Origin of the sequence: Streptomyces sp. NBC_00691, assembly GCF_036226665.1 — a bacterium.
Lineage (GTDB): Bacteria > Actinomycetota > Actinomycetes > Streptomycetales > Streptomycetaceae > Streptomyces.
The window spans coordinates 7,909,368-7,929,926 of sequence record NZ_CP109007.1 but is presented as its reverse complement, the minus strand read 5'-3'; the positions used below and the strand labels follow the sequence as shown (position 1 = coordinate 7,929,926).

Annotated in this window: 19 protein-coding genes; 10 read left to right on the top strand and 9 right to left on the bottom strand. The window is 73.9% G+C overall.

The features are described from left to right. Positions 1-115 precede the first annotated feature (115 nt). Together OG392_RS35425 and OG392_RS35420 are read right to left on the bottom strand one after the other, a co-directional pair. On the bottom strand, positions 116-1,033 hold the full coding sequence (locus OG392_RS35425; protein WP_329286408.1) for a YhjD/YihY/BrkB family envelope integrity protein: 918 nt from the start codon (positions 1,031-1,033) through the stop codon (positions 116-118). Between the two features lie 106 nt (positions 1,034-1,139). Then, complete coding sequence (locus OG392_RS35420; protein ID WP_329286407.1) at positions 1,140-1,613, bottom strand: winged helix-turn-helix transcriptional regulator; 474 nt, start codon at positions 1,611-1,613, stop codon at positions 1,140-1,142. Positions 1,614-1,725: 112 nt separating this feature from the next. Between OG392_RS35420 and OG392_RS35415 the strand changes: the two genes are divergently transcribed. Continuing rightward, complete coding sequence (locus tag OG392_RS35415; protein ID WP_329286405.1) at positions 1,726-2,241, top strand: PaaI family thioesterase; 516 nt, start codon at positions 1,726-1,728, stop codon at positions 2,239-2,241. A 91-nt stretch (positions 2,242-2,332) separates the two neighbouring features. Here the strand turns inward: OG392_RS35415 and OG392_RS35410 are convergent, their stop codons facing one another. Together OG392_RS35410 and OG392_RS35405 are read right to left on the bottom strand one after the other, a co-directional pair. Next, complete coding sequence (locus OG392_RS35410; RefSeq protein ID WP_329286403.1) at positions 2,333-2,698, bottom strand: luciferase domain-containing protein; 366 nt, start codon at positions 2,696-2,698, stop codon at positions 2,333-2,335. Positions 2,699-2,834: 136 nt separating this feature from the next. Beyond that, positions 2,835-3,992 carry a PP2C family protein-serine/threonine phosphatase gene (locus OG392_RS35405; RefSeq protein WP_443055119.1) on the bottom strand — a complete coding sequence of 386 codons (1,158 nt, stop codon included), beginning with the start codon at positions 3,990-3,992 and terminating at the stop codon, positions 2,835-2,837. Positions 3,993-4,227: 235 nt separating this feature from the next. Here OG392_RS35405 and OG392_RS35400 point away from each other — a divergent pair, with 235 nt between their 5' ends. The 4 genes from OG392_RS35400 to OG392_RS35385 all read left to right on the top strand — a co-directional run bounded on the left by OG392_RS35400 (position 4,228) and on the right by OG392_RS35385 (position 7,431). Continuing rightward, the gene (locus OG392_RS35400) at positions 4,228-5,097 is read left to right on the top strand and encodes an AAA family ATPase (protein ID WP_329286400.1); all 870 of its coding nucleotides are present in this window, start codon (positions 4,228-4,230) and stop codon (positions 5,095-5,097) included. Continuing rightward, positions 5,094-6,509, top strand: a complete 1,416-nt coding sequence (locus OG392_RS35395) for a VWA domain-containing protein (protein ID WP_329286398.1) — start codon at positions 5,094-5,096, stop codon at positions 6,507-6,509. Before OG392_RS35400 ends, OG392_RS35395 begins: the two co-directional genes overlap by 4 nt. 61 nt (positions 6,510-6,570) lie before the next feature. Beyond that, a complete protein-coding gene (locus OG392_RS35390) occupies positions 6,571-6,780 on the top strand; it encodes a DNA-binding protein (RefSeq protein WP_329286396.1) in 210 nt (69 codons plus the stop codon). A 66-nt stretch (positions 6,781-6,846) separates the two neighbouring features. After that, positions 6,847-7,431, top strand: coding sequence for a nucleosidase (locus OG392_RS35385; protein WP_329286394.1), 585 nt, complete (start codon positions 6,847-6,849; stop codon positions 7,429-7,431). 82 nt (positions 7,432-7,513) lie between these two features. On the opposite strand, the gene OG392_RS35380 is transcribed toward OG392_RS35385, so the two are convergent. Further along, the gene (locus OG392_RS35380) at positions 7,514-8,683 is read right to left on the bottom strand and encodes an alpha/beta hydrolase family protein (protein WP_329286392.1); all 1,170 of its coding nucleotides are present in this window, start codon (positions 8,681-8,683) and stop codon (positions 7,514-7,516) included. A gap of 519 nt (positions 8,684-9,202) precedes the next feature. Here OG392_RS35380 and OG392_RS35375 point away from each other — a divergent pair. Beyond that, positions 9,203-10,324 carry an LLM class flavin-dependent oxidoreductase gene (locus OG392_RS35375; protein ID WP_329286391.1) on the top strand — a complete coding sequence of 374 codons (1,122 nt, stop codon included), beginning with the start codon at positions 9,203-9,205 and terminating at the stop codon, positions 10,322-10,324. Next, the gene (locus OG392_RS35370; protein WP_329286389.1) at positions 10,321-11,685 is read left to right on the top strand and encodes an NtaA/DmoA family FMN-dependent monooxygenase; all 1,365 of its coding nucleotides are present in this window, start codon (positions 10,321-10,323) and stop codon (positions 11,683-11,685) included. The genes OG392_RS35375 and OG392_RS35370 overlap by 4 nt, the downstream gene beginning before the upstream one ends. A 121-nt stretch (positions 11,686-11,806) precedes the next feature. Here the strand turns inward: OG392_RS35370 and OG392_RS35365 are convergent, their stop codons facing one another. The 4 genes from OG392_RS35365 to OG392_RS35350 all read right to left on the bottom strand — a co-directional run bounded on the left by OG392_RS35365 (position 11,807) and on the right by OG392_RS35350 (position 17,207). Continuing rightward, positions 11,807-13,732, bottom strand: coding sequence for a CocE/NonD family hydrolase C-terminal non-catalytic domain-containing protein (locus OG392_RS35365; RefSeq protein ID WP_329286386.1), 1,926 nt, complete (start codon positions 13,730-13,732; stop codon positions 11,807-11,809). A 178-nt stretch (positions 13,733-13,910) separates the two neighbouring features. Further along, positions 13,911-15,023 (bottom strand): PP2C family protein-serine/threonine phosphatase, encoded by a 1,113-nt coding sequence (locus OG392_RS35360; RefSeq protein WP_329286383.1) that lies wholly within the window; start codon positions 15,021-15,023, stop codon positions 13,911-13,913. Position 15,024: 1 nt separating this feature from the next. Next, on the bottom strand, positions 15,025-16,584 hold the full coding sequence (locus tag OG392_RS35355) for an MFS transporter (protein WP_329286382.1): 1,560 nt from the start codon (positions 16,582-16,584) through the stop codon (positions 15,025-15,027). Continuing rightward, positions 16,581-17,207 (bottom strand): TetR/AcrR family transcriptional regulator, encoded by a 627-nt coding sequence (locus tag OG392_RS35350; protein ID WP_329286379.1) that lies wholly within the window; start codon positions 17,205-17,207, stop codon positions 16,581-16,583. Before OG392_RS35350 ends, OG392_RS35355 begins: the two co-directional genes overlap by 4 nt. Before the next feature lie 322 nt (positions 17,208-17,529). Here OG392_RS35350 and OG392_RS35345 point away from each other — a divergent pair, with 322 nt between their 5' ends. The 3 genes from OG392_RS35345 (at position 17,530) to OG392_RS35335 (ending at position 20,508) form a co-directional block, all read left to right on the top strand. Then, positions 17,530-18,114: a TMEM165/GDT1 family protein gene (locus tag OG392_RS35345; protein ID WP_329286377.1), complete on the top strand. Its 585-nt coding sequence runs from the start codon at positions 17,530-17,532 to the stop codon at positions 18,112-18,114. 137 nt (positions 18,115-18,251) lie between these two features. Then, a complete protein-coding gene (locus OG392_RS35340; RefSeq protein WP_329286375.1) occupies positions 18,252-18,869 on the top strand; it encodes a TetR/AcrR family transcriptional regulator in 618 nt (205 codons plus the stop codon). Beyond that, positions 18,853-20,508 carry an acyl-CoA dehydrogenase family protein gene (locus OG392_RS35335; protein ID WP_329286372.1) on the top strand — a complete coding sequence of 552 codons (1,656 nt, stop codon included), beginning with the start codon at positions 18,853-18,855 and terminating at the stop codon, positions 20,506-20,508. The genes OG392_RS35340 and OG392_RS35335 overlap by 17 nt, the downstream gene beginning before the upstream one ends. Positions 20,509-20,559 lie beyond the last annotated feature (51 nt).

The window sequence follows — 20,559 nt, the reverse complement described above, 5'->3', positions numbered from 1 at the left end:
CCGATGGGATCGCCTTCATCCAAGCGGTCCGGGAGGCGGCACCAGGCCGCTCGGGGGTGGATCACCGGATCGTGTGATCAATTTCCCGCCGGTCCGCCGACCCGGCCGGGCGGGGTCAGGCGCCGGTCGGCGGGTCGCGGCGCAGACGCCGGTCGAGCAGGCCCTCGTGGACCAGCCGGCCGACGAGGGCGCTTCCGTACACGACGAATCCGACGCCGACGAGCCACGACTGGAGGACGAGGACGGTGCCGAACTGGCCGTATGTCACCGCGTTCGAGGCGATGAGCGGGGAGAAGACGAGCTGGGAGAAGATCCGCAGCCCGAGCAGGCCGAGAGCGGTCAGGACGGCTCCCGGGGCGAGGGCGCGCCAGCGGATCCGTCCGCAGAGCAGGAACCGCTGCGACCACCAGAAGAAGAGGAAGGTGCCGATCAGGTCGCCCAGGGCCACGAGTGTGGTGATCATGGCCGGCGACTCGGCCGGGGCGGGGGTGGCGACGAACAGGAGCAGACAGCCGACGAGGACGGCCAGCCAGACGACGTGCCGCCACATGGTGTGCCAGCGGGCCGTGGGGAGGTCCCAGGCCCGCTCGTAGCCGGTCTGCACGGCGGATCCGAAGGTGACGCCGAAGGCCGCGAGGGCGGCGAGACCGAACGCGGTGGTGCGTTGCAGGGCCTGCCCCGGCTGCCCGAAGAGCCGCTCGACCTCCTCCTCGGAGACCTCGGAGACACCGAGGCCCTGGACGAGCCAGCGGGCGAAGCCCTGACCGCTGGCGAGGTCGGCCGCGGCGATGACGATGAGGAGCGGCACGAGGGTGAGCAGACTGAGCGCGGCGAAGCCCATGGCGCGGTGCATGAGTTCCATGGCGCGGCCGCGGTTCCAGGCGAGTCCGACGGGCGAGCCGAGGACGCGGGTGTGGAGTCGCTGGAACCAGTGGCCGTGTTCATGACCGTGTCCGTGGTCGTGTTCTCGGCCGGGCTCGGGGCCGTGTCCGGCGGGGGCACCGTCGTACGGCGGACCGGGTGTGGAGGGCATGCCTCGTGAGGTACCCGGCTGGGCGGTGGGGCATCGCAGGGGTGCGGCCGAACGGGTGCCGGGCGGGAGGACCGGGGGTTCGCCGGCGAAGCCGTCCGTCAGGACGTCAGGGAGTGAGCGGGCGGGCGCCGGGGCCGGGGCGGACGGTCACGTCGCGGGCGGCCAGGTCGGCCCGCTCCTCGCCCTCGCACTGCACGACGACGCGGACGGGGGCTCCGCAGTCGGTGTGCCGGATGTCGAGGACCGGACCTTCCGGTTCCGCCGCGTGGGTGTCACCCCACTGCTTCAGGGCCAGGAGTACGGGCCAGAGGTCGACGCCCTTGCGGGTGAGCCGGTACTGGTACCGGGTGCGGGTGCCTGGCTCCTGGTACGGCTCCGCCCTCAGCAAGCCGGCCGCGACCAGCTTGCGGAGCCGGTCGGCGAGGACGGCCTCGGAGAGCCCGAGGTGCCGGCGGAACTCGTCGAAGCGCCGGACGCCGTTGAAGGCGTCGCGCAGGATCAGCAGGGTCCACTTCTCGCCCACGAGGTCCAGGGCGCGGCGGACCGGGCAGTTCTCCGTGTCCGTCTCCAGCCACTTCATCGTCACACTGTAGCCACCTGACTGTGTCGTTGACAGTCAGCTTTCCGGACGGCTAGCTTCGCTGTACAGAGCCAGCTGGGAATCAGCCGGACGCAGAGGGCGGAGAGTGGTCATGGGGCGGTCGCGCACGGTCGAGTGGGAGGACGCCGGAGCCACCGCACGGGCCGCCGGAACGATGGCGGGCCTGGACTTCCTGCGGGAGATGGTCGCGGGACGCCTGCCGGGCCCCCCGATCGCGGCGCTCCTCGGCTTCGGCCTGGAGGAGGTCGAGGACGGACGCGCGGTGTTCACCTTCGAGGCGGGCGAGGAGCACTACAACCCGATCGGCAGTGTGCACGGCGGGGTCTACGCGACCCTGCTCGACTCGGCGGCCGGCTGCGCGGTCCACTCGACGCTCCCGCTGGGCACGGCGTACACCTCGCTCGACCTGTCGACCCGCTTCCTGCGACCGATCACGGTCGACACCGGCAAGGTCCGGGCGATCGGCACGGTGATCTCCCGCGGGCGCCGGACCGCGCTCGCGGAGGCGGGTCTGTACGACACGGAGGACCGCCTGCTCGCGCACGCGACCAGCACGTGCATGCTGTTCCCGGTCCCGGCGGGCGGTTCGGGGAGTACGCGCGCGTAGAGCCGTCCGGGCGGTGGCCGTACGGGACCGGTCCCGGTCCCGTACGAGGCCGCCGCGGAGAGCGGCCGGGGCGGTCTCGTGCCCCGTGCGGTCAGCGGTGTCCGGGGACGGGGAGGGTGCGGGTGCAGCCGTCCGGGGCGACGTCCGGCACGCCGTTGGCCTGGAGGGCGGCGCTCACCAGGGTGGCGAGCAGGTCGATGTCCGACCCCATGTCCAGCCGGACCGTCACCCATCCCGATCCGGCGCGCAGACGGACCGCGCTCGACCCCAGGAGGGCCGTTCGCAGTTTCGCGACCATGGCACGGGTGAGATGGACGTCGGCCTCGTGCTCGCCGTGGAAGTGCACGATCTCGTGCGTCGCGGTGCCCAGTCCGAGCGCGGCGCCGCAATGGGCGCGGCCGGGGGTCAGCGAGGGCCAGCTCATCAGACGTTCACTGGCATGCCTGGCCGTGTTCATACGAGGAGCGTGCCGGGCCCCGGGTCCGTGCACAAGCGTCCGGCCGGAAGAATCCCACCGAGGTCCGAAACATGCCGCGGCCAGGGGTGGTGTGACCGTGCGTCACCGCGCTCCGCGGGGCTGATGTGACCCTGCGTCACTGGGGTGCACGCGCGCGGATGCGGGCCGCGAGGGCGGCCACGTCGTCCTCCGCGCCGTGCGCGCCGAGACGGCTGAGCACCTCGTCGACGACCCGGCCGGGGCCGGAGTCCGGAGGAAGGCGGAGGGCGGCGAGCCGGGCGAGGGAGTCGTCGATGTCCTCGCCGCGCCGCTCGACGAGTCCGTCGGTGAAGAGCAGCAGGGTGTCGCCGGGGCGGAGCGGCCGCGTGGTCGGTTCGTAGCCCCCGACGCCGGTGCCGAGGGGAGGGCCGACGGGGAGGTCGACGAGCTCGGCCGAGCCGTCGGCGCCGAACACCACGGGCGGGAGGTGCCCGGCGCTCGCGAAGGTCGCGGTGCCGCGGGCCGGGTCGACGCGGACGAGCAGGACGGTGGCGGGGCGGCGGGCGTCGTCCTCCGCGACCACCGAGTCGAGGTGGCGCAGCACCCGGTGCGGGGGCAGGTCGGTCGCGGCGACCTCGCGGAGCGCGGAGCGGTAGGCGTTCATGTCGACGGCCGCGTCGAGACCGTGCCCCATGACGTCGCCGACGACGAGCAGGCTGCGGCCGAAGTGGAGCCGTACGGTCTCGAACCAGTCCCCGCCAACGAGGGCGCGGGGCCCGGCAGGCAGGTAGCCGCCGGCGATCTCCAGATTGGGGTGCGGCCGTCCCGGCTCGGCGACGAGGGCGCGCTGGAGGTGGAGGGCGGCGTCCTCGGCGGCGACGAGGCGGCGGGCGTGCGCGAGGTGCCGGGCCGCGAGGCGGGCCGCGTGCCGGGCCAGGGCCACCTCGTCATCGGTGAACGGCGTGCCGCCGGTGCGGGTCAGGGTGAGTGCCCCGAGCGGCTCCTCGTCGTGGACGGTGAGGGGGAGCGAGAGCCGGGGCGTCCCGGGGTCGCCGGGGGCGGCGGGGCCTCCCGGGAGGCCCGTCGGGTCGTGCGGAGCGGTCGGGCTGTCCTCGGCCTCCGCGGCGGCCTCGTCCGTGCGCCTCGGGGACTCCGGCGGGCCCGCGCGGGCCGCGCGCCACGGCGCGGCGCCCGGTTCCGTCAGGAGGTCGACCGAGGTGGAGGCACGCAGGTGGCGGGCGGTGAAGGCGGCGAGTTCGCGGCAGGTGCTCGCCTCGTCGAGCGCCGTGCCTATCTCGCCGACCGCCTGCTCCATGGCCCGCACCCTGTTCAGGAGGGCCTCGCCCCGCTCCGGTTCCCGTTCCGCCACGACACCTCCACCGCCGCGCGGTCACCGGGTGGCGTACCCGGTCTCCCCATTGCACCAGCGGGTGGCGCCCCGCGCGCGGCACGGACCTTGCGCGGGACGGTTGTGCGGCGGTGCCTGATCTGGTCAAGTACAGCAGAGGCTACTGGCCAGTACGAGAATCCGCTCCCCGGGGGGACAGCCAATGACGACCGGTTTCTTCAGCTCCGTCGACGACGTCGCCGAACGGCTCGCCGCGACCGGCTATCTTGCCTCACCGGCCGTCGCCACGACCGTCTTCCTCGCCGACCGCCTCGGCAAGCCGCTCCTCGTGGAGGGCCCGGCCGGTGTCGGCAAGACGGAGCTCGCCAAGGCGGTCACCGAGGTCACCGGCGCCCGTCTGGTCCGGCTCCAGTGCTACGAGGGCGTCGACGAGTCCCGCGCGCTGTACGAGTGGAACCACGCCAAGCAGCTCCTGCGGATCACGGCCGGGCGGGGCGAGTCCTGGGACGAGACGCGGACGGACATCTTCGGCGAGGAGTTCCTGCTCCCCCGCCCGCTGCTCACCGCGATCCGCTCCGAGGAGCCGACCGTGCTCCTCATCGACGAGACGGACAAGGCCGACGTCGAGGTGGAGGGTCTGCTCCTGGAGGTCCTCAGCGACTTCCAGATCACCGTGCCCGAGCTGGGGACGATCAAGGCGATCCGGCGGCCCTTCACCGTGCTCACCTCCAACGCGAGCCGCGAGCTCTCCGAGGCGCTGCGCCGCCGCTGCCTCTTCCTGCACATCGGTTTCCCCGAGGAGGAGCTGGAGCGCAGGATCGTCGCCCTCAAGGTCCCCGGTCTCGACGAGGCGCTCGCGGGGTCCGTGGTGCGGGTCGTCGGGGCCTTGCGGGCGATGGACCTGCGGAAGGTGCCGTCGGTCTCGGAGACGATCGACTGGGCCCGTACGCTGCTCGCGCTCGGAGCCGACCGACTGGACGAGGCCGTCGTACGGGAGACCCTGGGCGTTCTGCTCAAGCACCAGGACGACATCGTGAGGGCCGCCGTCAAGCTCGACCTGGACGCCGTGTGAGCCGGCCCGTCCACGACACGGGCCCCGCCACCGAGCAGACGACGGCCGCCACCCGCCTCACCGGGCTCGTGGGGGCCCTTCGGGCCCACGGGTTCGGGATCGGGACCGGCGAGACCGTGGACGCCGGGCACGCCCTCGAAGCCGTCGGCTTCACCGACCGGGAGCGGGTACGCGAGGCGCTCGCCGCGACCCTGCTGCACGGAGAGACGCAGCGCCCCGTCTTCGACCGCGTCTTCGACCTGTACTTTCCCCTCGGCCACACCCGGGACACGGAGGCGTACGAGAACACCGCGGCCGGACCGGCCGGTCTCGCGGCCCTGCGCGACCGGCTCGCCGAGGCCCTCGGCGCCGCTGACGGCGCCGCCCTCGACCGGCTCGCCGCCGAGGCGGTGGGCGGATTCGGCGGATTCGGCTCCGGCCCCGAGTCGGACGGCTGGTCCTCGTACCAGACGCTCTCCCGGCTGCGGCCGGAGACGCTGCTCGCCCGCGTGCGGGAGCGCCTCCGGACCGCGCCCGGGTCGGCGGGGCCCGAGTTCACCGAGCGCCTGCTCGACGACGAGATCCGGCGCCGTATCGAGGCCTTCCGTGAGCGGGTGCGCACCGAGGCCCGGCGGCGCGTGGCCGAGCGCCAGGGCCGCGACCGGGTCGCCCGCCGCGCGGTCGCGGGCACGGCTGACACCGTCGACTTCCTCCTGGCCGGGCGGGCGCAGCTGGACGAGCTGCGCCGCACGGTACGGCCGCTGGCGCGGAAGCTGGCCACCCGGCTCGCGGCCCGTCGCCGCCGGGCCTCGCGCGGGGAGATCGATCTGCGGCGGACGCTGCGCCGCTCCCTGTCGACCGGTGGCGTACCGGTGCGACCGGTGCTGCGCCGGCGCCCTCCCCGGCGGCCCGAGCTGGTCCTGCTGTGCGATGTGTCCGGGTCGGTGGCCGGTTTCGCGCAGTTCACGATGTTGCTGGTGCAGGCACTGCACGACCAGTTCAGCCGGGTCCGCGTCTTCGCCTTCGTGAACCGGGTGGACGAGGTGACGGGGCTGATCGCCCGGGGTTCCGCGGATCCGGCGGGGCTCGGCGACCGCATCCTCGCGGAGGCGGAGCTGACCGGGTGGCACGGGCAGAGCGACTACGGCACGGCCCTGGGAGAGTTCGCCGACCGGTACGCCGACGCCCTCGGCCCGCGCACCGTGCTCTTCGTCCTCGGGGACGCCCGCACCAACGGCGCCGACCCGAACCTCGCGGCCCTGAGACGGATCGCGGACCGGGCCCGCCGGGTCCACTGGCTCAACCCCGAGCAGCCCTCGCTGTGGGGAACGGGCGACTCGGTGGCGCCGGCCTACGCCGGTCTCGTCGAGATGCGGCCGTGCCGGAACGCCCGCCAGCTGGGGGCGCTGATCGGCCGGCTGCTGCCGGTGTGACCGTGCGGCGCGCGGCGGCGCGGAGCGGGCCGAACCCCTCGCCGCGTGGCACCATCGGTCCATGGCCACCGGATCCGACCGTCCCGAGACGGAATTCCCCCGCGCCATCGGCGCGCCCGCGACCCGTGCGCTCGCCGCGGCCGGGTACACCCGGTTCGACCAGCTCGACGGGGTTCCCGCCGCCGAACTCGCCGCTTTGCACGGCGTGGGCCCGAAGGCGCTGCGGCTGCTCGCCGAGGAGCTCGCCCAGCGAGGCCTGGCGCTGCGCTGAGGGCCCGTCGGGCCCCACCGAGACCTCGGCTGTACGGGGGAAGGCACGCGAACTAGCGTGACCCCCATGGAACTCTTGGGAGAGATCACCGCCGACCGTCCGCTGCTCGTCCTCGCCGTCAAGGAGGAGGCGCAGTTCTTGGACACGGACCTGCCGGTGCTGCTGACGGGCATGGGCAAGGTGAACGCGGCGACCGCGCTGGCGCTCGCCCTCGGCCGCGGACCGCGGCCGTCCGGGGTGGTGAACCTGGGTACGGCGGGGGCGCTGCGTCCCGGCATGACCGGGACGCATGTGATCGGCACCGTGGTGCAGCACGACTTCGACGGCCGGCTGCTCGCCACGCTGACGGGCGAGTCGTACGGCACGCCGCTGACGCTCCCGGACGGCGGTGACACGGTCCTGGCGACCGGTGACACGTTCATCTCCGACGAGAGCGCCCGTGCCCGGCTCGCGGAGCAGGCCGCCCTCGTCGACATGGAGGGGTACGCGCTCGCGCACGCCGCCGCGATCGCCGGGGTGCCGCTGCGGATCGTGAAGCACGTCAGCGACGAGGCCGGGGAGGGCGCCGCCCGCACCTGGCGCGAGTCGGTCGCCGCGTGCGCGCGGATCCTCGCCGACTGGGCGGCGGCGAACACCCCGTACCGCGTCTGAGGGCGACGGCCCCGGCCGCTGCCGGGGCCCTCGGGCGTGACGGCCCCGGCGGCCGTCGTGTGACGGCCGCCGGGGCCACGGCTCAGCGGTGCTGGAAGTGGACCTCCGGGTTCGCCGGGGAGGGTCCGTCGAGGACCGGGCGCGGGATTCCGCGCAGGTGCTGGTCGAAGAAGGCGGCGACGTACGTCCGGGTGACGTCGACGGCGCGGTCGGTGGGCAGCTCGGGCTGCGGCAGGCCGAAGTGGCGCGAGATGACGGGTCCGTCGGAGAAGGTGAAGTGCTCCGAGCCCGCCACGGTGACCCAGCGCTTCCACCCGTCGAGTCCGGTCCACGTCCGGTCCCAGGTGGTGTCCGTCCCGCCGGGCAGATGCATGGCGTCGTGCGTCCCAAGCATCATGAACGGGCGACCCCGCAGGCCGTCCGCCGGCAGCTCCTCCCAGAAGGAGCCGTCCATGTTGATCCCGGCGTCGACGCGCTGGTCGGCCACCATCGCGGAGGCCGCGCTCGCCCCGCCGATGGAGTGACCCGCCATCCCGATCCGGCGGGCGTCGATCACGTCGGCGTGCTTCCAGACGGGCCGGGGCCCGGTGAGCCGGTCCAGGACGTAACGCATGTCGGCGGCGCGGGTCGAGGTGACCACGCTGCCGTGCACGCCTCCCTCGTCGAGGGCCGTGCAGGCGACGCAGGTGAGAGTGCGGCCGCCGGGGAGGCTGATGCCGTAGGACTCGTAGGCGTGGTCGACGGAGGCCACGACGTAGCCGCGCGAGGCGAGGTCCTCGGCGAGATGGGTGAGGGTCCAGCGGGAGACGCTGAATCCCGGTGAGAGCAGTACCAGGGGGCGACGGCCCGGGGCGGGCCGCGCGTCGGTCCTGCTGTGGGTGCGCGTCCGGGCGAGGAGGTCGCCGGAGACGCCGGGCCCGAGCTCCGCGGCGAGCAGTCGTGCCTCCTCGCGGGTGGCGTACGGGGCGGGGCGGCCGCCGCCGGCCGCCGAGGCCGGGTAGTGGAGGGTGACCATGAGCGCGCGTCCGTCGGCGGTGGGTACCCACGGGTCGGTACGGGACCGGTCGACGAGCGGGAGGACGGTGCTTCCGACGGAGTACGGCCCGGTGGGTGCGGGCAGCGTGGCGGCCTTGGCCGGCTGCGCGGCCGACGGCGGCGGGGTGTCGGGGGTCGCCGCGGTGGCGACACCGGCGGGTAAGGCGACGGAGCAGACGAGGAGCGCGGCGACGGCCGCCCTGGTGAATCGGATCATGGGGACACGCTAGGAGTCGCCGCGGCGGTGCCGCGTCCTGCTGCGGGCCCATGTGCCATCAGACCACAGGTGTACACGCCGTGGTCCCGGTGAAGTGCTCCCGGGCCCGGCCCACTTGCCGGGAGCGCGGGTGAGATCCCTTGCCGTCGGCGTCCGTCCGCCCATCCCGCGGAACGGTCTTGACAGTGCGGAAGGCGGCCTGCCTAAGGTGAAACGTTCCCGTCCTGAACCCGGACGGGGTCTCGGTCCGGACCCGCGGGAGGCGGATGTGCGTGCGGCGAGCGTCGCGGTGACGCACGGTCTCCGTCCCGGTCTCCGGGTGAGCGCTCGGCTCGTCTGCCGACGGCACGTCGACTTCTGCCGTACCTCCTCGGCCATCTGTCCTTCCCCTCGCGTCTGACCCCGCCGCCCGTGGGTCCGCGCGTCCGCTGACATCCCGCCGCCCCGGCCCCGCGCCGTCGCGCCCCCGCGCGCCCGTGGGTCCCGCCGCGTGCTCCTGTCGTCCCGGAAGGACTTCCCATGCCCCGCCCCGCCCTGCGCCTGGCCGTCGAGATCGACGGTGACGGCGCCCATCCGGCCGCGTGGCGCCGTGCCGCGCACTCCCCCGGCGAGCTGTTGACCCCGCGTCGGCTCGCCCGGGTCGCGGCCGTCGCCGAGAACGCCGGATTCACCCTGGTCACCCTGGACGACTCGATCCTGCCTCCGGGTTCCGACGCCGGTCCCGCGGGCCGGATCGGCGCGGTCGAGCGGGCCGCGTTCGTGGCCGCGTCCACGAGTGTCCTCGGGGTGGCTCCGGTCCTCGCCACCACGTACGCCGAGCCGTTCCACGTGTCCTCGCAGCTCGCCTCGCTCGATCATGTCTCGGCCGGCCGGGCCGGCTGGGTGGTGGGGGTCGAGACGGATCCCGCAGCCGCCCGTGCCTGGGGGCGGCCGCCGGTCGGGGGGCCCGACGCGACGGCGCGCGAGGCCCGCGACGGACTCCGGGTCGTACGGGACCTGTGGGACTCGTGGGAGGACGACGCGGTGATTCGGTCCGTGGCCACCAGCCGCTATCTCGACCGCTCGCGCCTCCATCCCATCGACTTCACCGGCGAGACGTACTCCGTGAAGGGCCCGTCGATCGTGCCGCGCCCGCCGCAGGGGCGGCCCGTGGTCCTCGCCCGCCCGGGGATCGTTCCGGCCGGGCTGACCGATGTCTCCCTGATCGGCGGTGGCAGCGTCGCCGACGTGGTGGCGGCCGCGGACGACAGCACGTCGCCCCGGGCCTTCGCCGAGATCGAGGTCGCCCTGGACACCCCTCGTGAGACGGCGCGGGAACGGATCACCGACCTGGAGCGGTACGCACCGTGGAGCGCCCGGCCGGACCGGCTGCGGTACACCGGCCCCGCCACCGGTCTGGTGTCGCTGCTCACCGAGCTGGACGGACGCGTCGACGGGGTGCGGCTGCACCCGCTCGTGCTCGACGAGGACCTCGCGGTGCTCTCCCGGCTCGTGCTGCCCGAACTGTTCGTCCGGAGGACCGCGGCCCGGCCGCTGCCCGGCACCACCCTGCGTGCCTCCCTGGGCCTCCCCCGGCCCCTCAGCCGCTTCACGACGACCGACGGTGCCGCCACCACGCCCGTACGGGAGGAGATCCGATGACCCGCACCGATCCCGCCGACGTACCCCGCCCGGACGCCCTGCTGCACCTCGGGGTGTTCTTCCAGGGCGTCAACCACTGGACGATCTGGTCGGACCCTTCGAGCGGCTCCCAGATCGATCCGGCCTCCTTCCTGCGAGTCGCGCGGACCGCCGAACGCGGGCTCTTCGACGCCTTCTTCCTCGGCGACGGTCTGCGCCTGCGCGAGTCGGAGGGCGGTGTCCACGAGCTGGACGTCGCCGGCCGCCCCGACTCGATCACCCAGTTGTCGGCGCTCGCCGCCGCGACCGAGCGGATCGGTCTCGTCTCCACGTCCAACACCACGTTCAACGAGCCGGGCGACCTCGCGCGGCGCCTCGCCGGTCTCGACCTGCTGTCCGGCGGCAGGGCCGGCTGGAACGTGGTGACCACGCACAACGCCTGGACCGGGGAGAACTTCCGGCGCGGCGGCTTCCTCGACCACGCCGACCGCTACCGGCGCGCCGAGGAGTTCCTTTCGGTGGCGCGGGCCGTGTGGGACGGCTGGGCGGAAGGTGTGGTGGCCGGGTCCGTCGACGCCCGTTCGTGGGCGGTGCCCGGCGGGGTGGGACGTGTGCGGTCGAAGGGCGCGCACTTCGACGTCGACCTCGTGCCGACGCTGCCGCGCAGTGCGCAGGGACATCCGGTGATCTTCCAGGCGGGCGACTCCGGTGAGGGTCGGGACTTCGCCGCCCGTCAGGCCGATGTGGTGTTCTCGGCGCACGGGACGGACTTCGACGACGCGCTCGCCTTCGCCGAGGACATCCGGCGACGGTTGCGGGCGGCGGGCCGGGCCGAGGACGCGCTGAGGATCCTGCCGGGCACGGAGATCGTCATCGGGGCCACCGAGAAGGAGGCGGAGGAGAAGGAGCGCTGGGTCCGCCTCGAACAGGTCACTCCCGCGGTGGCCCTCGGCATCGCGAGCCGGCTGTGGGGCCTCGACCTGTCGGGGCGTGACGCCGACGGTCCCCTGCCCACCGAGGACCCGGTGGTCGCCGCGTACGACGGGAAGTTCGGCACCCGTCAGCTGGGCGAGACCCGGGAGACGGTGGCCGAGTGGCGCGCGAAGGCCGAGGCCAACGGCTGGTCGCTGCGCGAGACCGTCATCGAACTCGGTCCGCAGCGCGGCCATGTGGGAACCCCGGCCGGGCTCGCCGAGAAGTTCGCCCGCTTCGTCCGGCACGGGGCCCTCGACGGCTTCAACGTCTCGCCGTACCTGGTGCCGGACGGTCTCGACGACATCGTGGAGCTGCTCGTGCCCGAGCTCCAGGAGCGGGGCGTGTACCGGACCGCGTACACGGGCACGACGCTCCGGGAACATCTGGGGCTCGCCCCGGTCGGGTGACCGCCGGGCCGGCGCCGGTGGTGCGCCACCCTGCCGCGCAATCAGCCGCCCACGACGGACGGGCACGCGCGCGGGGAGCCGCGCCCCGTCCGCCGTACCGCCCCGGCAGACGCCGGCCCGGTCAGCCGAGCGGCAGTTCCAGACGGGACGGCTCGCCCTCCGGGGAGCCGATGACGGTCTGCGTCCAGGTCACGGAGGCGTCGCCGTACAGCGGGTCCTTGCTGTCGACGACCAGCATCAGCCGGTTCCCCGAGGGGATGTCGTACGCGGCCGCCTGGAGGCTCCAGGCGACGGTGGTGTCCTGTTCGGGCGTCAGGCCGTAGACGTTGAGCGGCTCATGGCTGATGATCCGGGCCGTGCCGTCCTCGGCGACGTCCAGGAGGTGGGCGTAGAGGCTCGCCGAGGTGGCCGTGGAGCGCACGGTGAGGCGCAGTCGCGGAATGCCCCGGACGCGGCGGCCGACGCCCTCGTCCCCGTCGGGCGAGACGAGCGGTTCGGTCGTCCACGCGACCGCGTGGCGGCGGTCGATCTTGTGGGTGTCGTAGATCTTGGGGTTGCCCCGCCACTCCGCCTGACCGGTCTTCATGATCGCGTCCATGGCGGTGGCCTCGGTGTCCACGCCCGCCAGGAACGCACGCCGCCAGCCGGTGTCCTCCGCCCCTGTCCCCGACGCGGGGACGAGCCGGCCGTCGGTGCCGCCCGCGCCGTCGGCGGTGAGGCCGAACACCTCGGTGCCGGTGGTGACCTCGTTCCAGCCGGGACTGGTCTCGCGGCGGGCGGGCACGACGATCCGGTTCTCGCCGGTGGGTTCGCCGGTCTCCGGGTCCAGGACGGGTTCCGTCACGTACGAGAACATCACCTGGCTGCAGACCTGCGGCCACTCCTCCACACCGTTGCGCTCGCCCTTGAGGTGGTGGTCGAGCCAGGCGTACGCCTCCGCCATGGGGAGGTTGACCTCGCCCCGGACGGCGGGCGGGCCGATCAGCGCGGGGCCCTCGGGCGCGGCGTGGTCGCCGATCCACACGTTGAGCCGCTTGGGCACGTCCAGGCCCTCGAAGGTCGTCAGGGTCTGGTTGACCGCGAAGAGGCTCTCGTGCCAGGTCTGGGAGAAGAAGGTCGGCGTGCCCTTCTCGTTGGTCAGGGAGAGGTACGACTCGGGGGCGCGCTTGAGGCCCCACTCGACGACGGCGTCCAGGTTCCGGTCGGCCTGGAAGTCGGCGAGGATCTCCCGGTTCGCCGCGTCGAACTTGCTCTCGACCGGTCCGCCGGTGAGGGCGAGGAGAGCTTTCACGGCGGCGAGGTGGCGGGTGTTGTGGTCGTAGAGGCTGGTCGCGAGGTTGCCCCAGGTGCTGAGGGCGACGACGGCGGCGACCCGGTCGTCGTGGGCGGCGACGAGCTGGCTGATGCCGGAGCCGTACGACTCTCCCATGAAGCCGATGACGCTCGGGGCGAAGCGGTCGACGGCGAAGTCGATGACCGCGGAGCCGTCGGCCCAGTCGTGGGGCCCCGCGACGTCGACCAGGCCGCCGGAGGTGGAGGGCAGTCCGGGGATGCCAAGGCCGCGCGGGGTGTAGGCGAGGACGTGGTAGCCCCTGCGGGCGAGGACGAGGTACGACCACAGGAACAGCGGCCAGCCGAAGGGGGTCCAGCCTGCGGGCACGACGACGAGCGGGTGCGGGCCCTGGCCGAGCTGCCGGAGGCTGAACGCGGACAGCCTGACGTTCTCCGCGGCTCCCTCGCTCTCGGCGGCCCCTTCGACGCGGTGGTAGGCGGGCAGCGCCAGACCGCGCACCTCCTCGACGACCGCGGCGAGTTCGGCGGGCAGCAGCGCCATGGCGGCGTCGGTGCCCTCGGGCGTGTCGCTCAGGAGCGCGTTGGCGAGGGTCTGGCCGAGCCGGACGGCGCCGGGGTCCACCGTTGCGTCGGCGGCCCACAGACCGCGTGCGGTGATCCGGGAGGTCTCGGCGGCGGTCAGGGCCGCCGTGACGTCCGGAAAGCCGGGAAAGCGTTCGGACGAGCCGGTGGTGAAGGGGTTCTCCTTGGGCACGTGCACCCGTTCCTCTCGACTGGGCTGGTGACTGTCCGCGATGCGGACGCTCGCAAGCCTCACCTATGGGAGGTGGAGCGACCAGAGCGCACGAACAGCGCACGTGTCACGCAACCGGTCGGGAACGACACAAGCCGCCCCGAACTCGATGTTTGGGGACGACGACGACGGTTCGGGTTCAGCGGGACGCCGGTGGAACCACCACGAGCAGGGCGGCGACGTCGTCGTCGAGGCCGCCGGAGCCGTAGTCGGTGAGGTCCTTGTGGAGGAGGGCCGGCACCTCCTCGGCCGGTTCTCGCGCCCAGCCGCGCAGCCGTAGCTCCAGCGGGTAGAAGGTGCCGGTCCGGTCGCGGGTCTCGCTGACGCCGTCGGTGTAGAGGAGCATGCGGTCCCCCGGCCCGAACGGCACCTCCTCGATGCGGTGGCGGGAGTCGGCGAGGCCCGCGAGGTTCACGGGCAGCGAGGGGTCGCCGAACCGCACGGGCTCGACGTCGCCGCCGCGCTGGAGCAGCGGGGCGGGGTGGCCACAGCTGAGGAGCCGGGCGATGTCCTCGCCGTCGGGGAGTTCCACCAGGACGACGGTGGCGAAGCGTTCGGCGGCGTCGGAGTCCGGGTCCCAGGCCCCGTAGCGGGCGAGACCCTCGTCGAGCCGGTCGGCGAGCGCGGCCAGGTCGGGGGCGTCGTTGACGGCGGCGCGGAAGGAGCCGAGGAGCACGGAGGCCGTCTCGACGGCCCCGAGGCCCTTGCCCTGAACGTCGCCGAGCATGAGCCGTACGGCGCCGGGGACCCGTACGGCCTCGTAGAAGTCACCGCCGATCCTGGCCTTGGCCGCTGCCGCCACGTACAGCAGATGCAGGTCGTAGCGGCCGAGGTGGGTGGGGAGCGGGCGCAGCACGACCCGCTGGACGACCTCGGCCACGGCGGTGAGTTCGCGCATGTCCCGCTCGTAGCGGGTGCGGACCCGGCTGACCCAGGCAGCGGAGGCGGTGACACCGACGATCACGGTCAGGTTCGCGACGAGTTCGGGTGCCGCGGCGAACTCGCCCCTGATGGCGCTGAGGAGCAGCCGGGCGGCGACGGCGAGCAGCCCGATGCCGATCGTGCCGCGCACGCTCCAGGTGACTGCGGCGAGCGCGGGGGCGGCGACGAGGAGCCGGTCGAAGCGCTCCCGGTCGGGGGTCAGCAGATCGGCGACGAACGCCAGCGCCAGGACCAGGAAGGGCAGCGCTCGGCCGAGATTGAACTGGGTGCGCGTCGGGGCGCCGGAGCGAGTCTGCTGACCTGCTGGCATTTCATGATCGTACGCAGGATCGGGGTTCGGCCCGGGGTGACGGCGGCTCCGGGCGTGTCCGACGCCGGTCGGTGTCGCGGGGCAGGGCCAGCGCGGCAGGGAGCGCGAGTGCGGCGATCAGGACGAGCGCCGGGAGGGCGGCGCCCTCGGACGGTACGAAGCCGCCGTCCGGGACGAGGGCGAGCAGCAGGGTCACGGTGGCCACGCCGAGCGCGGGTCCGACGTTCATCACGGTCTGCTGGAGACCGCCGGCGACTCCGGCGTGGGCCTCGGGGGCGCGGTGCACCACGACCGAGGTGGCGGTGACCATCAGGGTGACGAACCCGGCGCCCAGCAGTGCGGCGCTCACGCCGACGGCGGCGGCACCGGCCGTCGCATCGAGCCGGGAGAGGAGCAGCACTCCGAGCGTGAGCAGGGCGGCGCCGGCGGTCGCCGTGCGCCGGGGGCCGAAGCGGCGCTGGAGCGGCGGGCAGAGGGGCGCGCCGAGCACCATGAGGACGGCGAGCGGGAGGACGCGCAGTCCGCAGTCGAGGGGATCGAGGCCCTGGACGTCCTGGAGGAAGTACGTCGCCACGAAGAGCGAGCCGAAGAGGGCGGCCGAGGCGGCGAGCAGCACGGCGAGACCGGCGACGACGGGCACGCTCCGGAGCAGCTCCGGGGGCAGCAGAGGGCGCGCGGCACGACGCTCGTGCCGGGCGAGGACGAGCCCGGCGACGACGGCCCCCGCGACCGCGAGCAGGCCGGTGGGGGCGCCTCCGGGACGGGCGGCCTCGACGAGCCCGTGGACGAGCAGCCCCAGCGTGACGGCGAGCAGCAGGGCACCGGCGGGGTCGAGCGCGGACGGCCCGGTGGCCGCGGGGGGCCGCGGGGCGGGAGCCTGCTCCGCCCCGGAGAGCGAGCTCGGTTCGCGGGTGCGGCTCGGTTCGGTCCGGCTCGGCTGGGTCCGGCTCGGTTCGGTCCGGCTCGGTTCGCGGGTCCGGCTCGGCTGGGTCCGGCTCGGTTCGGTCCGGCGTTCGCGGGTGGCGAGGGCGAACAGGCCGATGGCGAGGGTCGGGGGCACGCCGAGGAGGAAGACCGAGCGCCAGCCGTACGCCGAGACCAGCGCGCCGCCGACGAGCGGCCCGGCCGCGGCGGCGAGGCCGATGGCGGCGGTGCGCACGGCGATGGGGGTGCCGAGCCGGTCCGGCGGGTAGGCGGTCCGGAGCATGCCGAGCGTCGCGGGCTGGAGGAGCGCACCGCACACTCCCTGGAGTACCCGCAACACGATCACGGTGCCGATGCCGGGGGCCAGGGCGATGCCGGTGGAGGTCGCGGCGAAGCCGAGGGCGCCGAGGGCGAAGACGCGGCGGTGGCCGTAGCGGTCGCCGAGCCGTCCGGCGAAGACCAGGAGGCTCGCGACGGCGATGAGGTATCCGGTACTGGTCCACTGGACCTGGCCCACGTCGGCGTGCAGATCGCGCTGGAGGGCGGGTTGGGCGACGGTGAGGACGGTTCCGTCGAGGGCGACGACGGCCGCGCCGACGACGCTGCACGCCAGGACCGGGGTACGGCGCGGGCTCATGAGGTCCGCTCCGCGGGACCGAGGTGGGCGTCGAGGGCGGCCGCGAGGAGCGGAGCGGGGTCGTCGCCGCCGGTCGCGAGCCGGAGGCTGCCCCAGTGCCAGAGCTGGGCGATGCCGTGGAGGTTGGCCCAGAGCGCGCCGGCGAGGACGGCGGGGTCGGCGGCGCCGGGGCGGGCGCCGCCGACGAGCTGGGTGAGGCGGGCGAAGAGCGGCAGGCTCGTCTCGCGCAGCCCGAGGGTGCCGCTCTCCAGCAGGTCGTGCCGGAACATCAGCTCGTACATGCCGCGCCGGGTCCTGGCGTAGTCGAGGTAGACGCGGGCGAGGAGTGCGATCCGTTCGCGCGGCGTGGCGGTCTCCCGGTCCTCGGCCGCGACGCGGCCGGCCAGTTCGGTGAAGCCCTGGCGGGCGATGGCCGACAGCAGTTCGAGGTGGGTCGGGAAGTGGCGGCGAGGGGCGCCGTGGGAGACGCCGGCGCGGCGGGCGATCTCTCGCAGCGAGAGGGCCTGGGCGCCTTCGGCGTTCACGAGTTCGACGCCGACGCGGACGAGCCGCTCGCGCAAACCGCCGCCGTCGTCGCCGCCACCGTCCGGGGATACCTGGTGATCTTCGGTCTCGTCATGCATAGACACTGTCTACCAAGATCGAGTAGACAGTGTCTACCCAGTACGCGCAGACACTGTCCACTCACCCGCGCGCCCCGGTCCGCTACACTGAGGGACAGCGAAGGGGAGTAGCCCCGCAAACCGGTCGTCGACATACTGGAACCCCCGGGTTCCCGGTGACCGGGTCCGCGTGCGACGCGGACGGGCGAGACCTTCGGCCAGGCATCAACCGCGTCCACGCTCGTGTGGGCGTGGTCCGTCATGCCGGGCCGAGTGGTCCTCCTGTCGCCCACCGAGGCGCCGTGCCGAGTCCACAGGCCCGGACCGAGCAGAGAGCCCCGGTATGCACCTCGACCCCTTGGCGATCCTCACCGCCTTCGGGCTGATCTTCCTCGCCGAGCTTCCCGACAAGACGATGTTCGCCTCCCTCGCCATGGGCACGCGGATGCGTCCTCTGTACGTATGGTTCGGCACCTCGACCGCCTTCCTCGCGCATGTCGCCATCGCGGTCGGCGCCGGCAGCCTGCTCGGGCTGCTCCCGGGCTGGTCGGTGAAGCTCGTCTCCGCCCTGCTGTTCGGTTTCGGCGCGTTCATGCTGCTGCGCGGCGGGGGCGACGACGACGAGGCCGACGAGGGCGGCAAGACCGTCACCGGCTTCCTGCCCGTCTTCTCGACGGCCTTCATGGCCGTGTTCATCAGCGAGTGGGGCGACCTCACCCAGATCACCACCGCCAACCTGGCCGCCACGAACGGCACCTGGTCGACGGCGATCGGCTCCCTCGCGGCCCTGATGAGCGTCTCCGCGCTCGCCCTGGTCGCGGGCCGCTTCATCGCGAAGCGCGTTCCACTCAAGACCGTGCAGCGCATCGGCGGCATCTGCATGGCGGGGCTCGCGATCTGGTCCCTGACCGAGGTCTTCACCGGCTGAGGCCGGCCGAGCTCGGCCACCCCGCAGTACGGCGAACGCCCTCACCCCCATCGGGTGGGGGCGTTCGCCGTTCGCGCACCCTCGCCCGGTGCGTCCCGACTCTTGATGAAGCAATGAATCACTGCTTCACTCCTTCCATGCCCTACCGACGCACCCCCGCCGTCCAGGCCCGACTCGACGCCCAGCGCGCCTCCGTCGTCGACGCGGCCCGGGCACTGCTCTCCGAGCAGGGGTACGCGGGATGCACGGTGGCGGCGGTCGCCGCCCGCGCCGGAATCGCCACGGGCAGCGTCTACCGCCACTTCCCCAGCAAGACGGAGCTCTCCGTGGAGCTCTTCCGGACCGTGGTGAGCCGGGAGGTCGCGGCCGTCTCCGAGGCGGCCGGACACCCCGGACACCGTTCGGCCGCCGAGCGGGTGGTCGCCGTCATCGAGACCTTCGCCCTGCGCGCCCTCAAGTCGCCCCGCCTCGCCTACGCGCTGCTCGCCGAGCCGGTCGACCCGGCCGTGGACGCCGAACGGCTTGTCTTCCGGCGCGCCTTCCGGGACGTGTTCGCCGCGCGCGTCGAGGAGGGCGTGCACGCGGGCGAACTGCCGCCCCAGGACCCGGTCCTCACCGCCTCGGCACTGGTCGGGGCGGGCGCGGAGGCGCTCGTCGGCCCGCTGGCGGAGGGGTCCGTCGGGCCCGGCACCGTACCCGCACTCGTCACCTTCACCCTGCGAGCACTGGGAGTTCCCGATGCCGACCACGCATGAGGTCACCAACCAGGTACCGCCCCTGTCCGATTACGACGTCTCCGCCGACCCCGCACTCCTGGAGGCGCTGCGCCGGGAGGGGGCCGGCTGGGCCGAGTCCGAGGTCCGCGAGCTCGGCGCTCGGGCCGGTGGCGCCCAGGCACAGGAGTGGGGGCGGCTCGCCGAGCGCCACTCCCCCGTTCTGCACACCCACGACCGGTACGGCCACCGGATCGACGAGGTCGAGTTCCACCCGCACTGGCACGACCTGATGGACGTGGCCGTCCGGCACGGGCTGCACGGAACGCCCTGGCGCGACGAGCGGGCGGGCGCGCATGTCGCCCGCGCGGCGAAGGTGTTCGTGTGGGGGCAGGCCGACGCGGGGCACCTGTGCCCGATCTCCATGACGTACGCGGCGGTGCCGGCGCTGCGCGCCCAGCCGGAACTGGCCGAGGTGTACGAGCCGCTGCTGACGTCCTCTTCGTACGACTTCGGCCTGCGGGTACCGACGGAGAAGCGCGGGATCATCGCCGGGATGTCGATGACCGAGAAGCAGGGCGGCTCCGACGTCCGGGCGAACACGACCCGGGCCGTGCCGACGGGCGAGCCCGGCCTGTACGCACTGACCGGCCACAAGTGGTTCACCTCGGCGCCGATGTCCGACGTCTTCCTCACCCTCGCCCAGGCGCCGGGCGGCCTCTCCTGCTTCCTGGTGCCCCGTGTCCTGCCGGACGGCAGCCGCAACCCGATCCACCTCCAGCGGCTCAAGGACAAGCTCGGCAACCGCTCCAACGCCTCCTCCGAGATCGAGTACGACGGCGCCCTCGGGCGACTGGTCGGCGAGGAGGGGCGCGGGGTGGCCACCATCATCCGGATGGTGAACATGACCCGGCTCGACTGCGCCATCAGCTCGGCTTCCGGGATGCGTCTCGGGCTCGTCCAGGCGGTGCACCACGCGACGCACCGCGAGGCGTTCGGAGCGCGGCTCGTCGACCAGCCACTGATGCGGAACGTCCTGGCCGACCTCGCGGTGGAGGCGGAGGCGGCCACGCTCGCGGCGCTGCGCCTGGCCGGCGCGGTCGACCGGGCCACCCGCGGCGACGAGGCGGAGGAGCAGCTGCGGCGGCTCGGGCTCGCGGTCACCAAGTACTGGGTGTGCAAGCGGGCTCCCGCCCATGCGGCGGAGGCCCTCGAATGTCTGGGCGGCAACGGCTACGTGGAGGACTCTGGCCTCTCCAGGCTCTACCGCGAGGCGCCCCTGCCGTCGATCTGGGAGGGCTCGGGGAACGTCGCCGCGCTCGACGTGCTGCGGGCGATGGCCCGTCAGCCGCAGGCGGTGGAGGCGTTCTTCGCGGAGGTCGACCTGGGCGCGGGGGCCGACCGGCGCCTCGACACGGCCGTCGCGGACCTCCGCAAGGACGTCACGGGGCTCACCGACCCGGACGCGGCGGCGTACGGGGCGCGGCGGCTCGTCGAGCGCCTGGCGCTGGTGCTGCAGGGCTCGCTGCTCGTACGGCACGGTGATCCGGCGGTGGCGGACGCGTTCTGCGCGTCGCGGCTCGACGGCGACCACGGCCTCGCGTTCGGCACGCTGCCCGCGGGGGTGGACACGGCGGCGATCATCGCGCGCAGCGGCCCCGACGCGGCGAGCACGGCGTAGGACCCGTAGGAGGCCTGGCCGGCCGGGGGTACCCGACCGGCCGGCCAGGCC

Bases quoted from the DNA above. Each gene is read 5' to 3' on its own strand.
- OG392_RS35405 (WP_443055119.1), bottom strand. From the start codon at position 3,992: ATGGAGCAGGCGGTCGGCGAGATAGGCACGGCGCTCGACGAGGCGAGC.
- OG392_RS35385 (WP_329286394.1), top strand. From the start codon at position 6,847: ATGGAACTCTTGGGAGAGATCACCGCCGACCGTCCGCTGCTCGTCCTC.
- OG392_RS35350 (WP_329286379.1), bottom strand. From the start codon at position 17,207: ATGCATGACGAGACCGAAGATCACCAGGTATCCCCGGACGGTGGCGGC.
- OG392_RS35360 (WP_329286383.1), bottom strand. From the start codon at position 15,023: ATGCCAGCAGGTCAGCAGACTCGCTCCGGCGCCCCGACGCGCACCCAG.
- OG392_RS35340 (WP_329286375.1), top strand. From the start codon at position 18,252: ATGCCCTACCGACGCACCCCCGCCGTCCAGGCCCGACTCGACGCCCAG.
- OG392_RS35380 (WP_329286392.1), bottom strand. From the start codon at position 8,683: ATGATCCGATTCACCAGGGCGGCCGTCGCCGCGCTCCTCGTCTGCTCC.
- OG392_RS35355 (WP_329286382.1), bottom strand. From the start codon at position 16,584: ATGAGCCCGCGCCGTACCCCGGTCCTGGCGTGCAGCGTCGTCGGCGCG.
- OG392_RS35390 (WP_329286396.1), top strand. From the start codon at position 6,571: ATGGCCACCGGATCCGACCGTCCCGAGACGGAATTCCCCCGCGCCATC.
- OG392_RS35425 (WP_329286408.1), bottom strand. From the start codon at position 1,033: ATGCCCTCCACACCCGGTCCGCCGTACGACGGTGCCCCCGCCGGACAC.
- OG392_RS35415 (WP_329286405.1), top strand. From the start codon at position 1,726: ATGGGGCGGTCGCGCACGGTCGAGTGGGAGGACGCCGGAGCCACCGCA.
- OG392_RS35370 (WP_329286389.1), top strand. From the start codon at position 10,321: ATGACCCGCACCGATCCCGCCGACGTACCCCGCCCGGACGCCCTGCTG.
- OG392_RS35335 (WP_329286372.1), top strand. From the start codon at position 18,853: ATGCCGACCACGCATGAGGTCACCAACCAGGTACCGCCCCTGTCCGAT.
- OG392_RS35400 (WP_329286400.1), top strand. From the start codon at position 4,228: ATGACGACCGGTTTCTTCAGCTCCGTCGACGACGTCGCCGAACGGCTC.
- OG392_RS35410 (WP_329286403.1), bottom strand. From the start codon at position 2,698: ATGAACACGGCCAGGCATGCCAGTGAACGTCTGATGAGCTGGCCCTCG.
- OG392_RS35375 (WP_329286391.1), top strand. From the start codon at position 9,203: ATGCCCCGCCCCGCCCTGCGCCTGGCCGTCGAGATCGACGGTGACGGC.
- OG392_RS35420 (WP_329286407.1), bottom strand. From the start codon at position 1,613: ATGAAGTGGCTGGAGACGGACACGGAGAACTGCCCGGTCCGCCGCGCC.
- OG392_RS35345 (WP_329286377.1), top strand. From the start codon at position 17,530: ATGCACCTCGACCCCTTGGCGATCCTCACCGCCTTCGGGCTGATCTTC.